Annotated in this window: 10 protein-coding genes; 4 read left to right on the top strand and 6 right to left on the bottom strand. The window is 44.6% G+C overall.

Features of this window, described 5'->3' with window-relative positions:
* Positions 1 to 71: 71 nt before the first annotated feature.
* Together MSG34_RS12480 and MSG34_RS12485 are read right to left on the bottom strand one after the other, a co-directional pair.
* The gene (locus MSG34_RS12480) at positions 72 to 1,613 is read right to left on the bottom strand and encodes an HD domain-containing phosphohydrolase (protein WP_248337641.1); all 1,542 of its coding nucleotides are present in this window, start codon (positions 1,611 to 1,613) and stop codon (positions 72 to 74) included.
* 250 nt (positions 1,614 to 1,863) lie between these two features.
* Positions 1,864 to 2,163: a hypothetical protein gene (locus MSG34_RS12485; protein ID WP_017060414.1), complete on the bottom strand. Its 300-nt coding sequence runs from the start codon at positions 2,161 to 2,163 to the stop codon at positions 1,864 to 1,866.
* Positions 2,164 to 2,381: 218 nt separating this feature from the next.
* On the opposite strand from MSG34_RS12485, the gene MSG34_RS12490 reads away from it, so the two are divergent.
* Positions 2,382 to 3,785 (top strand): PLP-dependent aminotransferase family protein, encoded by a 1,404-nt coding sequence (locus MSG34_RS12490; protein WP_248337643.1) that lies wholly within the window; start codon positions 2,382 to 2,384, stop codon positions 3,783 to 3,785.
* 127 nt (positions 3,786 to 3,912) lie between these two features.
* Entirely contained in the window at positions 3,913 to 4,119 is a 207-nt protein-coding gene (locus MSG34_RS12495; RefSeq protein ID WP_004734707.1) for a hypothetical protein, read from the top strand.
* Positions 4,120 to 4,253: 134 nt separating this feature from the next.
* On the opposite strand, the gene asnS is transcribed toward MSG34_RS12495, so the two are convergent.
* Positions 4,254 to 5,654, bottom strand: coding sequence for an asparagine--tRNA ligase (gene asnS / locus MSG34_RS12500; protein ID WP_248337645.1), 1,401 nt, complete (start codon positions 5,652 to 5,654; stop codon positions 4,254 to 4,256).
* Positions 5,655 to 6,212: 558 nt separating this feature from the next.
* Between asnS and MSG34_RS12505 the strand changes: the two genes are divergently transcribed.
* The gene (locus tag MSG34_RS12505) at positions 6,213 to 7,703 is read left to right on the top strand and encodes a SulP family inorganic anion transporter (RefSeq protein WP_248337647.1); all 1,491 of its coding nucleotides are present in this window, start codon (positions 6,213 to 6,215) and stop codon (positions 7,701 to 7,703) included.
* Between the two features lie 86 nt (positions 7,704 to 7,789).
* Here the strand turns inward: MSG34_RS12505 and MSG34_RS12510 are convergent, their stop codons facing one another.
* Positions 7,790 to 9,412 (bottom strand): methyl-accepting chemotaxis protein, encoded by a 1,623-nt coding sequence (locus tag MSG34_RS12510; RefSeq protein ID WP_248337649.1) that lies wholly within the window; start codon positions 9,410 to 9,412, stop codon positions 7,790 to 7,792.
* Between the two features lie 801 nt (positions 9,413 to 10,213).
* On the opposite strand from MSG34_RS12510, the gene MSG34_RS12515 reads away from it, so the two are divergent.
* Positions 10,214 to 11,356, top strand: a complete 1,143-nt coding sequence (locus tag MSG34_RS12515) for an aromatic amino acid transport family protein (protein WP_017060419.1) — start codon at positions 10,214 to 10,216, stop codon at positions 11,354 to 11,356.
* Between the two features lie 153 nt (positions 11,357 to 11,509).
* On the opposite strand, the gene MSG34_RS12520 is transcribed toward MSG34_RS12515, so the two are convergent.
* Both MSG34_RS12520 and MSG34_RS12525 read right to left on the bottom strand, forming a co-directional pair.
* The gene (locus MSG34_RS12520) at positions 11,510 to 12,871 is read right to left on the bottom strand and encodes an L-serine ammonia-lyase (protein ID WP_065676971.1); all 1,362 of its coding nucleotides are present in this window, start codon (positions 12,869 to 12,871) and stop codon (positions 11,510 to 11,512) included.
* Positions 12,872 to 12,991: 120 nt separating this feature from the next.
* Positions 12,992 to 14,245: an aromatic amino acid transport family protein gene (locus MSG34_RS12525; protein ID WP_052878186.1), complete on the bottom strand. Its 1,254-nt coding sequence runs from the start codon at positions 14,243 to 14,245 to the stop codon at positions 12,992 to 12,994.
* Between the last annotated feature and the right edge of the window lie 189 nt (positions 14,246 to 14,434).

The following is a 14,434-nucleotide window of genomic DNA, read 5'->3' on the forward strand; positions in this document are numbered from 1 at the left end:
AGGGTATTTGATAACAAAACACCCTACGGATTAACCTATAGAGTGCAAGAAGTTAGTGGTTTTTGAATAGATTACGCTGGTTGAGCAATAAAGCTTTCGCGCTCGAGTTCACTGGCTACATTTTTGCCATCTTTGTAGGTCGCGGCAATTGAAACAAACGCTTGTTCGACGGCCAGAAAAGCTTGGATAACTTGCGGATCAAAATGCGTCCCATTGCCCTCTAAGATGATCTGTTTAGCTTGTTCATGAGTAAAGGCTGGTTTGTAGACTCGCTTCGAGATGAGCGCATCATAAACATCGGCCAATGCCATCAAACGACCCGATAGAGGAATATCTTCCCCCGACAACTGATTAGGGTAACCGCTGCCATTCCATTTCTCGTGGTGAGTCAGAGATATCTCCTTTGCAACTCTTAAGAAAGAGCTACTTCCCAGCTGCTTTTCTGCAATAGATAAGGCTTCAGCACCAATCGCGGGGTGACCTTTCATTATCTCAAACTCTTCGTCCGTCAATTTACCCGGTTTCAATAACACGCTATCAGGCACACCGACTTTGCCCACGTCGTGCAAAGGTGCAGATTTGTAAAGCAACTCGATGTAGTTTGGTGTTAACAAGCTTGAGTGGGTTTCTGATTTGCTGAGCTCTTGTGCGAGTACTTTGACGTACTCTTGAGTTCTGAGGATATGAGCGCCCGTTTCATTGTCTCGAGATTCAGCCAATGCCGATAAGCTCACAATAGCCACGTCACGTGTGGTTTTGACTTCGTTTTGCGCAGTTTCAAGGCTATCAAGCATGGTATTGGTCATAGATGCCATTGAGCCAAGCTCGTTGTAGCCGAAAATAGGTAAGCGAACGCCTTGCTCGCCATTGGTGACTTTGTTTAATGCGTGCTCTTGGCTTAGGAGAATGCGCTTAATTAGCTTGCTCCAAAGCGTCATGATGGTAATCGCGTAGCCACCCAGTACCACAGCCAAATAAATAAACTCTTTGATCACGCTGATCTTGCCGGTGCCGTCCAATAAGCGGTCAGGGTTATGTTCTAACCAGAAGATGTCTTTGACAGCAATCATCGTCAACATAGTCGTCAGTGTGACCAGAAGCACGATAACCAAGCCTATCATCTGCTTGACCAGTGAACTCCTTTCACCAACCAGTTGGAAGTCGAATTGTCCGGTCGTCTCCATTTTATCCATTTGGCTGAGCTTAGCGTTCAATTGAAGAATGGTTCCGGTAAAGAAACCGAATAAACTCATGCCAAACAGCACCTTCAAATTACTGTCTATGGTAAATTCATAGCTTAAGTTGTAGTAGAGCGCGAAAGGCACACTTGCAGCAAAAAATAGCAGGGTATCGAGTTGCGCGAATCGGCCTTGCTTGACCAAGGTATGTTGCGCCAATAGGTAACGACGCGCGAGCCATAATAAGACAAACACAATACTGACTTGTGTGAAAATCTCTAACGTCGTTAAGCTCTCGAGCATAGGACACACCCGACTGCCATAGGTGCCAAACAGCACGCCAGCAATGACGTATAACTTAGTCGTTAGCGATTGATTGTAATTTGAAGTATCCATCGATAAGCCTTTGTTCTCATTCTTATTAGATTCACGCATTCATTGATTCACGACTTTAGAATTGCGAATGATTAGCATAACTGACGTGAATAAGACCGGAAATTCTATCGATAGCTTTCGTGGATTGATACAAGAAACTGGTTTGTGTTAGAGATTTGTTAGCTAGGTGGGGGTTATTGCAGCATTTTTATGAAGATACTTGAATAGCCTCGGTCGAGGTTCGAGGCTATTCAGTCTGTGTAGTGGGTTAGAATCGCAAATGATTGAGTTCGCTATCTATTTTACCCCGTTACTTTTTGAGATTGATTTCAGCTTCGATTGAGCCGGTTTCAATCTCAGGGTGAGACGCTAGTTTGTCTGCAGCCCATTGGTTGATGTGTTTCAGAATAGCAGACACCGCGTGTTTTTCCGTTGGTGCTTGGTCTTGTTCGACATCGATCTTTTGCTTTGGATGTGAGCCTGTCGCATCTTCAGCAATATGGAGCCAATCTGGGTGCCAGTAATATGGCTGACCGCTCGGTGTTGTCCAACTGTGAACACCGTTTGACTCTCCTTTATAACTTAATTGGTCTGCTTCTATTTTTTTCATTGTTATCTCGCATGTTTTTGGGTTACATCAAATTATTGAGGTAGAAAGCCAACTTAGCTCCTACCTTGGGTACAAACTTAGCAAAGCTTACAAAGTTATCTGTGAACTAATTCACACTATTGTGGAAATTAGGTGTGATCATATGGATAGCAGCAATAGTTGTTGGCGTAAGTGATAAAATCACCGGCTCACAGAATTTCTTTAGGTAGTACAATTAGATGGCGCGTTATGAAGAGCTTGCAAAGGATATTCGAACTCAGATAGCCAACAAGACGTGGCGATCCGGAGAGAAGATCCCTTCGGTACGCATGAGTTGTCGAAATTACAACGTCAGCAACAGTACTGTCTTACAAGCCTACCAGTTGCTAGAAAGCGAAGGGTGGATCATCGCTAAACCTCAGTCGGGCTACTTTGTAGCGCCAAGGCTGGACGGCGTTGATTACGCGCAGCCACTCGTTAGTGAAAAGAAAGCCATTAATGACCGCTTATTTGATTTCTTGAAGTCGAGTTCAGCCGAAGGTGTGATTCCTTTCGGCTCTGCATTCCCCGATCCTGACCTGTTCCCGTTACCTACCTTGACTCGAAACCTTGCCAGCGCGGGTAGGAAAATGACTGGCACCAGTGTGATCAATAATTTGCCACCGGGCAGTGAGTCTTTAAGAAGACAAATCGCGCAACGCTACTTGCAACAAGGGATTACAGTTAATCATCAAGACATCGTGATTACGTCCGGTGCTATGGAAGCGCTCAACTTGAGCCTGCAAACGGTCACCAAGTCGGGTGATAACGTCGTGATTGAGTCTCCGGCATTCTATGGTGCTCTGCAGGCTGTCGAGAGGCTCGGGCTGAACCCTATTGAAGTGGACGTTTGCCCAATCAATGGGCTGAATATAGAGCAGTTTGAAAACGCACTACAAAACCAAGATGTTAAAGCGTGTTGGCTGATGACGACTTTTCAAAACCCAACGGGAACCAGTTTGTCGGAACAGGCAAAGCGCCGTGTCGTAGAGATTGCAGAACAACATGAAACCTACATTATTGAAGATGACGTGTATGGCGACCTTTATTATGAAGGGCACAAGCCGAAGCCATTAAAGGCCTCCGATAAGACCGATTCCGTCTTGCTTTGTGGGTCGTATTCAAAAAGCCTATGTCCGGGTTATCGAGTAGGGTGGGTTGTGAACACGCGTTTTAACGATGCGATTCAAAAGTTACAGCTTCTTTCTACGTTATCGAGCAGCGCGCCTGTTCAACTTGGTGTCGCCCATTTCTTAACACATGAAAGCTACGACAATCACCTTCGTAAACTGCGTAAAAACCTTGTCGTCAGGAAAGAGCGATTTATCGATGTCATTAAGCAGTACTTTCCGCATTCAATCGAGATTGAAGAACCGGCTGGTGGCTACTTGGTATGGATTCGTTTCTCTGAAAAATTCGACAGCCAACAGTTTCATCAACTGGCTATCGAGCAAGGTATTAGTGTCGCATCTGGTGATCTTTTCAGTGAGCAGGGCAGAGTAGATAACGCGATCAGATTGAACTTCTCTTATGAACTGACAGAAGAGAAAGAACAGGCTCTCATCTGGCTTGGCAAGCTGGCACATCAACTTACGCACTCGTAAAACCTTAAGTCCCTCATAAAACAGACAATCATTCCAACTGTACGGGTTGTTTGTGGGGTAACTGTACGCCTAATTGACCAAAGAGTTGTGATTCAATAACGGTAGACCAAATATTGGAGATACCGTTATGTTGAAAATGACTATGGGAAATGAAGTTAAGCTGATTATTGTCGCGATTGTTTGCGCACTTCTGCTTATTCTCGGCCACGTACTGCTGGCAAAAGCATTCGCTGATATGGCGTGGGCAGAATACACCACTGCCGCGATCCCATTCGTTATGATGGCAATCTGCGGTCTCGCAATAAAATACGCTATCGACCAAGATGTTGATTAGCTATTGAGTAACGAGTCTTGGATGGTGGCATGCAGAAACAGCCGTCGTCTCGTTTTATTCCGAACATAAAAAAACCTCCGCAAGTGCGGAGGTTTTTATTTGTTCTTAACTTTTAATATCGAATAGGTTTCGAATTAGAAGTTTGCAGAGCGTGGTGTACGTGGGAATGGAATCACGTCACGAACGTTGCCCATACCTGTTACGTAAGACACTAGACGCTCAAAGCCAAGACCGAAGCCAGCGTGAGGTACTGTGCCGTATTTACGTAGGTCGCGGTACCAGCTCATGTGCTCAGGGTCGATACCCATAGCAATCATACGCTCGTCTAGAATGTCTAGACGCTCTTCACGTTGTGCACCACCGATGATTTCACCGATGCCTGGTGCAAGTACGTCCATTGCTGCAACTGTTTTGCCGTCGTCGTTTAAGCGCATGTAGAAAGCTTTGATGTCTTTCGGGTAGTTCTTAACGATAACAGGTGCTTTGAAGTGCTCTTCAGCTAGGTAACGCTCATGCTCAGAAGACATGTCGATGCCCCACTCAACGTCAAACTCAAATTTCTTACCAGAGTCTAGTAGGATTTGGATTGCGTCAGTGTAGTCAACTTGTGCGAAGTCAGCGTCAACGAATTGCTCTAGACGAGTAATTGCTTGCTTGTCGATGCGAGAAGCGAAGAACTCAAGGTCGTCGCGGCGTTCTTCAAGAACAGCAGCGAAAACGTACTTAAGCATGTCTTCAGCCAGTTTCGCTACATCGTTAAGGTCTGCAAACGCAACTTCAGGCTCAACCATCCAGAACTCAGCTAGGTGGCGGCTTGTGTTTGAGTTTTCAGCACGGAACGTAGGACCGAACGTGTAAACCTTGCTTAGTGCACAAGCATAAGCTTCAGCATTAAGTTGGCCAGATACTGTTAGGAACGTCTCTTTACCGAAGAAATCTTCGTTGAAGTCTACGTCGCCTTTTTCAGTGCGTGGTAGGTTTTCCATGTCTAGCGTAGAAACACGGAACATTTCACCAGCGCCTTCTGCATCAGATGCAGTAATAAGCGGAGCAGAAGTCCAGAAGAAGCCTTGCTCGTGGTAGAAACGGTGAATCGCTTGAGATAGACAGTTACGTACACGTGCTACTGCGCCAATCACGTTTGTACGTGGACGTAGGTGAGCAACTTCACGAAGGTATTCGATAGAGTGACGTGTCTTAGCCATTGGGTAAGTGTCAGCGTCTTCAACCCAGCCTACAACTTTAACTTCAGTTGCTGCTAGTTCGAAGTCTTGACCTTTCGCAGGAGACTCAACAATCTTACCCGTTACTTCAACAGAGCAGCCAGTCGTTAGCTTTAATACTTCGTTTTCGTAATTATTAAGATTATTAGGAACCACGGCCTGAATCGGGTCGAAACAAGAGCCGTCATAAATGGCAAGGAAAGAGATTCCAGCTTTGGAATCACGACGTGAACGGATCCAGCCGCGAACAGTTACTTCACTGTCTACCGCTAGCTTGCCGCCAAGTACGTCTGTTACAGGCGCGTAAGTCATGTTGATTTCATTCTCCATTGAGGGACAAATTCAACTCAAAGTCTCTGGCATTGCTGCAAATAAACATACATTTGAACAATAATTAACCGAAACATTAAGTTGTATAAACTTTTTAAATCGATTGAACATATTACCTGTCATACCGACAGCTTCAACCTTTATTCTTGCTTGGTGAAAGAAATATTGTGTCTACTGACGATAAATAGGTTTGAGGGTGTGTTTTTTGTTCGATCTTAGCGTCAGCCTTACCTTTGACCCTATGTGAGCTGTTGAACGAGCAAGGCGTAATCGAAACCTTTGTTTTCAATAATGGGAGTGTGATTGTGTTGAGACTCACTCTATATTGGCGCGGATTCAGTCATTTTGGACTTGATCACCTTCTTAATTTCCCACTAAAGCAACAAGAGGAGTTTAATATCTACTTGTTAATTACGCCGCCTTAACCCCTGCATTCTCTCTACACCCGCACTTTTCGAGCGCTCGCTCATTCAAGAAAAACAGTCGATCAAATTATGTCTCAACAAGGCAGGACTGGCTGTACAAGTAAAAGAGAATTACATGCTTAATTATTTAAAAAAACACTGGTTATCAAACGTTAAAGGAGATTCATTATCTGGGATTGTGGTTGCACTCGCATTGATCCCTGAAGCCATCGCATTTTCAATTATTGCAGGCGTTGACCCTAAAGTAGGGCTCTATGCCTCGTTCTGTATTTGTGTCGTCACTGCTTTGGTTGGCAGTCGTCCGGGAATGATTTCCGGGGCAACAGGCGCTATGGCGCTGTTAATGGTCACCTTGGTGAGAGAGCACGGACTAGAATATCTACTCGCTGCTTCATTTTTAGCTGGCGTCATTCAAATCGCAGCTGGGTATCTCAAGCTTGGTAACCTGATGAATTTCGTTTCTAAATCGGTGATTACTGGATTTGTTAACGCGCTCGCCATTCTAATTTTCATGGCCCAACTTCCTGAGTTGATCAACGTTCCTTCAAGCGTTTACGTGTTGGTCGCTTTGGGTTTGGCGATCATTTATCTGCTTCCTTATTTCCCCAAATTTGGTCGTGCGATACCTTCTCCACTGGTCGCGATTGTTACCCTGACAATCGTTAGTTTGCTGTTCGGCTTAGATGTGAGAACGATTGGCGATATGGGCAAGCTTCCTGATTCACTGCCTGTGTTCTTGATTCCTAATATTCCATTCACGTTTGATACGCTTGCGACCATCCTGCCATATTCGATTGCTCTGTCTCTGGTTGGCTTGCTGGAATCCTTGATGACAGCGACCATAGTCGATGATCTGACAGATACTGAAAGTAATAAAAACAATGAGTGTAAAGGGCAGGGAGTAGCGAACATCGTTGCCTCATTATTTGGTGGAATGGCGGGCTGCGCAATGATCGGTCAGTCGATCATTAACATCAAATCAGGTGGCTTAACCCGATTATCCAGCATGATCGCTGGAGTGGTTTTGTTGCTAATGGTGGTGTTTGTTTCTGATTGGTTGAAGCTGATACCGATGGCGGCTTTAGTATCTGTGATGATCATGGTTTCTATCGGCACATTCTCATGGCGTTCCATTGTTGAGCTTAAAGATCACACACTCCCAACCAATGTAACCATGCTAGCAACCGTGGCGGTGGTGGTGGTTACTCATAACTTAGCAATAGGTGTTGCGGTTGGCGTGGTGCTGTCGGCTCTGTTTTATGCACATGCCAGCAAATCCATGGTGTTTATATCCGATGAAGTCGTGACCAACGAAATGCACACTATTCACCGAGTAAAAGGTCATGTCTTCTTTGCTTCGTCAGATGCGTTTGTCGACTTATTTGATTATGACAACGCGAACTCTTTAGTGACCATCGATATATCGGATGCGTCATTCTTAGATAATACGTCGGTTGAAGCGCTTGATAAGGTTGTGTTCAAGTTCCGTAAAAAAGGGGCTTATGTTGAAGTGTCAGGAATGGATAGCGTGAGTGCGAATCTGATAGTCAAACACGCGATGTATCACAAGCATAAAGACTTAACCGCGGTTTCCATTACGCACTAATCATGGTTTAAGGTACTTTTAAAGCCTGAACTAGACATTGTTATGAAGATAAAGCGCTCATTGTTGAGCGCTTTTTTGTTGGCGATCTATGACTTCTTCTTGGTACTCGACAAAGTAAATTGATTAATCAGTGACTCAAGGTGATCGGATAGTTCTTCCAAGTCATTACTGATCCCACGAGTTTCACCAGCAGAGCGCGACGTATTATCGGCATGAGAGGTAATGGTCTCGACTTTTTGCTGCACATCTTGGGTAGCGTGTGTGGTGGATTGCGTTTGCTGCTGAATGTTTTGTGCGTGAGCCAGCACCTGTTTCATCTCTTCGACCACACCATTCATTTCAATTGAAAGTGCGTCGATATCGGTCGAGCTTTGATGGGCTTGTTCGCAAACGCGATCGGCAGAAGTCAGCGACTCTTCACTGCCTTGCTGGAATTGATGAATGATTGATTCAATACTGCCTGTTGCTTCAGCGGTTCGCGATGCGAGATGGCGAACTTCATCTGCTACTACCGCAAAGCCTCGGCCTTGTTCTCCCGCACGAGCCGCTTCAATAGCTGCATTTAATGCAAGAAGGTTGGTTTGGTCGGCAATACCACGAATCACGCTCAATATTGAAGAGACTTCTCCAGTCTGCTCGTTGAGTGTCAGTATTTTGTGTTTCACCTCTTCTATGCTGCTGACGAGGTTTTTTATCTCACCGCTTGCATCATGTGCTTGGTTCGCACTCTTACACGCCACATCGGCGGTGTGATTAATGAGTTCTGAAGCGGTTAAAGTGGCTTGCTCTACATTGACTTGTTGCGCTTGTATACCTTCAACGTTGTGTTGTACTTCAGCTGTTTCATTTTGTTGATCGCTGGCGGCTTGCTCGGTAATTTGTGCAACGCTGGTCAGTTGGTTTGCTGAGGCATTCAATTTGTGAGAGGTGTCTTGTACCTTCTCTAAGCTGTCAGAAACGGTACCCATGAATGAGTTGATGGAGTTCGCGAGCGTACCGATCTCATCTTTACTTTGCTTAGGCAGCCGAGTGGATAGGTTTTTATCGTTGCTTACTTGGGTCATAAAGCGAGAAGTTTGTTGCAGCGGACGAACGATAATCTTACGAATGAGCCCCATTGTAAGAACGAATCCTGCAAACGAGATCACCGCCATAATGCCAATAGCCGCCATGGTTTGAGTGTTAATCAGCGAGTTAACATGGTTGAGGTTATATTCGAGGCGAATCGCACCCAATACTTCACCCTCTGGTGCCATATGGCAGGCGACACAATTGGTTCCTCGGTAATCTTCACTCGACTTCATTGGCAGAGCAATAACTAAGCCTTTGCCCCAATCAGCAGAAAAAGGTTCGATAACGGTTTCGCCCGCTAGCGCTCGCTTATCAATATCGTCAACCGGTGTTTGGTTGTCATTACCTGGGCCATATAACTTGCTGACAGCGTCGGCGCGCAAAACACGAACGTCTTCGATGCCTTCTTGAGCCAGTGCTTTCTGACGAAGGGTCTCTTTTTGTGCCATTGTGCCGGTGAGCATCATCATGTTGAGGCTGTCGAAGTAGTTACTTGCTTTGTCGTTTAGCTGTTCACTCAACACCGAGTTAACCAGTTGTTTTTGCTGCGAGTATTGGAAATAGGTCGATATTGCCAGCAAAAAAGTGAACACGATGGCGAGGGCCACTAGGATTTTGAAGGTGATTGTTGAGCGCATAAGGTGGTTGTTTTTATTAATTATAATGACGAAAATACTGTACTAGTAAGAATCCCTACCACCTATGGGGTATAACGAATTGTGTGACCACACTCCGGTTGTGGTTATGTTTCTGTGATGTAGCGAGTTTGTGTTGTGTCTGATGTTGAAATGGAACGCGCTTCAAGCTTGCTGCTGTTCTTAAAACATCGTGTTGTGAAACATACAGCTGTTATTGAAACAGACTGCTGTTTTGCGAATAGAGCGCTGTGATTGTACTGATAATTAGAAAAGCCTTGGTTGTTAATTAGCTCGATGTATTTGTCCGCTTGTCTTTTATCAATAAAGACTATTGTTTTAGACGACTTAGTGGTCAATTTATATCCAAATGGCTGTTTTGTTCAATTTAATAGCAAAAATTGTGGTTATAGCGTTGTGTTTCGAGGCTCATTCGATAAGATGAAAAGACCTCTATGATAGAGGTAGGGCAGCAACGGATACGCTGCTTCAAATACTATGGAATGTGACTTATTGGACACATACATGAAATTCAAGATTACATCGCCGATTATTGAACCTACGGAAGGTTCACCACATCAGTTAATGCTTACTCACGCTTCTCGTTTTACCTCTTTTAAGACAAGCTCCCCTTTGAACGCCCTGTTCGACAACGTCTCTGCACGCTTCTTTATCGTTTATCGCTCCTATTGTTATTCGTTTTATAACTTTATTTCTATCTGAACTCTTTTGTCATCCGCTCGATGAACGAAGACTCACATCTATAAAAACTAAACAAATAAGTTAAAAACAATGAATATTAAAATGATGGGTAGCTCCCTAATTATCGCTGGTACCGCTCTCGGTGCTGGTATGCTTGCGATCCCAATGGTATTGGCTCAATTCGGATTGCTTTACGGCACACTGCTTATGGTACTGATCTGTTTCGGTACGACTTACGCAGCATTACTACTTCTAGAAGCAACCATCAAAGCGGGTGGCGGTCTAGGATTAAACTCTATTGCCCGAAAAACCTTGGGTAAACAAGGTCAGTTGCTTACCAACGGCTTGCTATACGCGTTGTTGATTTGCCTATTAATGGCTTACATTCTGGGTGCCGGTGACTTGCTGAGTAAGTTGCTGTCTAACTTTGGCGTCGAAATTACCGCGACTACCAGCCAAACCGTGTTTACCTTGCTTGCAGGTGCAGTAGTCGCAAGTGGTACTGGTGTGATTGATAAGCTCAACCGAGCATTGTTCTTCGTGATGCTTGCTAGTTTGTTTGCAACCATGGCCTTCTTAGCGCCGAGCATGACTCAAGAAAACTTGATGCAGGTAACCAGCCATGACCACGTTGATCTAATCAAAACCAGTGCCATCCTGTTTACGAGCTTTGGCTTTATGGTGGTGATTCCAACCTTGGTTTCTTATAACCACGAAGCGACAGACAAACAGTTGCGTAACATGGTGATTATCGGTTCTCTGATCCCATTAGTGTGTTACCTGTGTTGGTTGTTCGCGGTAGTGGGTAACTTGAGTGAAGAGCAATTCAGAAGCTTTGAGAACGTATCAGATTTGATGGCGGCGTTTGAGGCTCAGTCTCCTTGGGTGGGTAACGTTCTGTCTACCTTCACTGGCTTGGCGTTGTTGACCTCTTTCTTTGGTGTGGCGATGGCGTTGTTCAACCAGAACAAAGACATGTTCAACCAAAATACAGCGGTAACGTACTGCATTAGCTTTATCTTACCGTTGGCGGGTTCATTGCTTGCTGCAGACAAGTTCCTACAAGTGCTGAATTACGCAGGCATCATCTTGGTATTCCTAGCGGTGTTTGTTCCTCTGGTTATGGTCCACAAACAGCGTTTCATGAAAGTTGCTGATGACCGATACCGAGCAGAAGGTGGCAGCGCAATGATGTTGTTCTCACTGCTGTTTGGTTGTTTCCTGCTTATCTCACAAGTGATCTAGTTCTTTGGTCCATTATCTAAGATGCAAATCGAGCATCTTAGATATAAGTGGCCGGAATTCAGATACAAAAAAAGGAACGCATTGGCGTTCCTTTTTTATTATTTGCTCGTTACCAAGCAAGCAGTGTTAGAGGCTATTAGCAAACAATGCTAATTAACAAACTACCTTAACAGCCAAACCACCTTGAGACGTCTCACGGTATTTAGCGTTCATGTCTTTACCTGTTTCTAGCATTGTTTCGATAACTTTATCTAGAGAAACAGTAGGAGCAGAAGAACGACGAAGTGCCATACGAGTCGAGTTGATTGCTTTAACTGCAGCAATACCGTTACGCTCGATACATGGTACTTGTACTTGGCCAGCAACTGGGTCACACGTTAGACCTAGGTTGTGCTCCATGCCGATTTCTGCAGCCATACATACTTGCTCAGGGCTACCACCCATAAGCTCAGCAAGACCAGCCGCAGCCATAGAACATGCCACACCAACTTCACCCTGACAGCCAACTTCAGCACCAGAGATAGAAGCATTACGCTTGTAAAGACCACCGATCGCGCCAGAAGCAGCGAAGTAACGGATGTAATCTTTCTCTGTCACTGTTTGGATGAACTTATCGTAGTAAGCCAATACAGCAGGGATGATGCCACATGCGCCGTTTGTTGGTGCCGTTACTACACGACCGCCAGCTGCGTTTTCTTCATTTACTGCGAAAGCAAACATGTTTACCCAGTCAACAACCGTCATTGGATCATTGGTTGTTTTTTCTGAAGTCATTAGCTGTTGGCGAAGTGCTGCTGCACGACGAGGCACACGCAGTGGACCAGGCAGGATACCTTCAGTATTCATCCCGCGATCCATACACTCACGCATCGTTTTCCAGATGTTAGCGAAGTAAGTGCGAGACTCTTCGTCTGAGTGGAATGCTGCTTGGTTTTTCATAACCAGTGTACTGATAGAAAGACCGCTTTCTTTACACTGATTAACCAGCTCTTCAGCTGTTGTGAATTCGTAAGGTGCTTTGATTGGGTTTTCTTCTTCTTTGCCGAAGTTCTCTTCGTCAACGATGAAACCGCCACCAATTGAGTAGTACGTTTTTGAGTATGCAACTTCGTCACCAACCCATGCATGAATGCTCATGCCGTTCTCGTGTAGAGAAAGGTTGCTAGTGTGGAAGTTCATACCGCCATCGCGTGGGAACGATACTGTATGACAGTGCATGCCAACAGGAAGGCGCTCAGTTTCTTCTACGCGAGCAATGAAGCCAGCAATAGAATCGATATCAACACGCTCAGGAGTATTGCCAGCAAGACCCATGATGATTGCGATATCTGTGTGGTGACCTTTCCCTGTCAGTGATAGTGATCCATATACGTCCACGGTGATTTTAGTGATGTCGCGCAATTTTCCCATTGAACGTAGGTCATCAATAAATTCTTTACCCGCTTTCATTGGTCCAACTGTGTGTGAGCTCGATGGACCAACACCGATTTTATAGATATCAAATACACTAATCATAGCGATTACCTCAAAAAGAGAGCCTCCCAAGGGGAGTAGGGAGGCTCATTTATTATCATTATATTTTTTGTCTAATCTCGCGATATAAGATGGATGCCATCTTATAAAAAGGGCTTGAGATTAAAGAGCGCCGTAGATTACAGAACTAATAGCCGCTAGACCACATAAAGCTGTAAAGATTTGCACAGGTGCTGAAGTTTTGTACTTAGCCATAGCTGGTACTTTCTGCATCGCGAATACAGGCATTAGGAACAGGATAGCTGCAATCATTGGAGCACCCATTGTTTCAATCATACCTAGGATGCTTGGGTTAACTACCGCAACAATCCAAGTTGTAACAACGATGAACGCTAGAGATGCTTTCTCAATCTTAGAGATTGAAGAACCAGAGCGAGACTTGATTAGACCAACAAGACCTTCGTGAGCACCTAGGAAGTGACCGAAGTAGCTAGAAGTAATCGCTGCGAACGCTACAAGAGGACCCATGTAAGAGATAAGTGGAGACTCGTGAACGTTAGCTAGGTAAGAAAGTACCGAGATGTTTTGCGCTTGTGCTGTTGCTAGTTGCTCTGGAGATAGAGAAAGTACTACAGAGAATACGAAGAACATTACAAAACCCATCAGCATCATTGCTGCGCCACCAGTGATTGCGTCAGTTTTCTTAACTGCGTCTTCACCGTATACACGACGTTGCTCTTTAGAGAACTGTGAAATGATTGGGCTGTGGTTGAAAGAGAACACGATGATTGGAATAGCAAGCCAGATAATAGAAGGCATTGTTGACCATTCTGGGCTTACGTCCATCATTGAAGTGTTCCAATCAGGAACTAGGTAAAAAGATAGCGCTAGTAGGATGAATACTAGTGGGTAAACCATTGCTGAAGTTGCTTTAAGCATCAGCTCTTTACCGAATACAACACCTGCTGTCATAGCAAGGATAAGTGCACCAGAAAGAAGAGGACGTGGAATAGATTCCATACCCATTTGGTTTACTAGGAAAGAATCAACCGTGTTTGTGATACCAACACCGTAGATAAGAACGATCGGATAGATAGCGAAGAAGTAAGCAAAAGTAATAATGTTTGCGCCAGTCTTACCGAAGTGCTCTTCAACTGTGTCTGTAATGTCAGCTTCAGGGTTTTTAGCAGACAGTACGAAACGAGCTAGAGATTTGTGTGCGAACCAAGTCATTGGTGCCGCAATTAGAGCTAGGATAACTAATGGCCAAAAACCACCCGCACCAGCTTTGATTGGAAGGAATAGTACGCCAGCACCAACTGCTGTACCGAATAGTGATAAACACCAGGTAAAATCTTTATAGTTAAACTTGCTTGAATCTTTAACGGCATTTGCCGAAGAAGTTGTTGTGTTCATGTTAAATTACTCATTTTTTGGGAACAGGAAATAAGTCGGGGCTAATTCTGCAGAATTTTCGTCTGCAAAAAATAGATCTAAATCATGTAATGAAACGGCGTGTCACATGATATGCGAAAAACGGATTTTTGATCACGAAAATAGCGTGCCACAGGTGATTTATGTTTATGCTTGGTATTAGTTTTATTT

Source organism: Vibrio sp. 1CM2L (assembly GCF_023161695.1).
GTDB lineage: Bacteria > Pseudomonadota > Gammaproteobacteria > Enterobacterales > Vibrionaceae > Vibrio > Vibrio coralliirubri.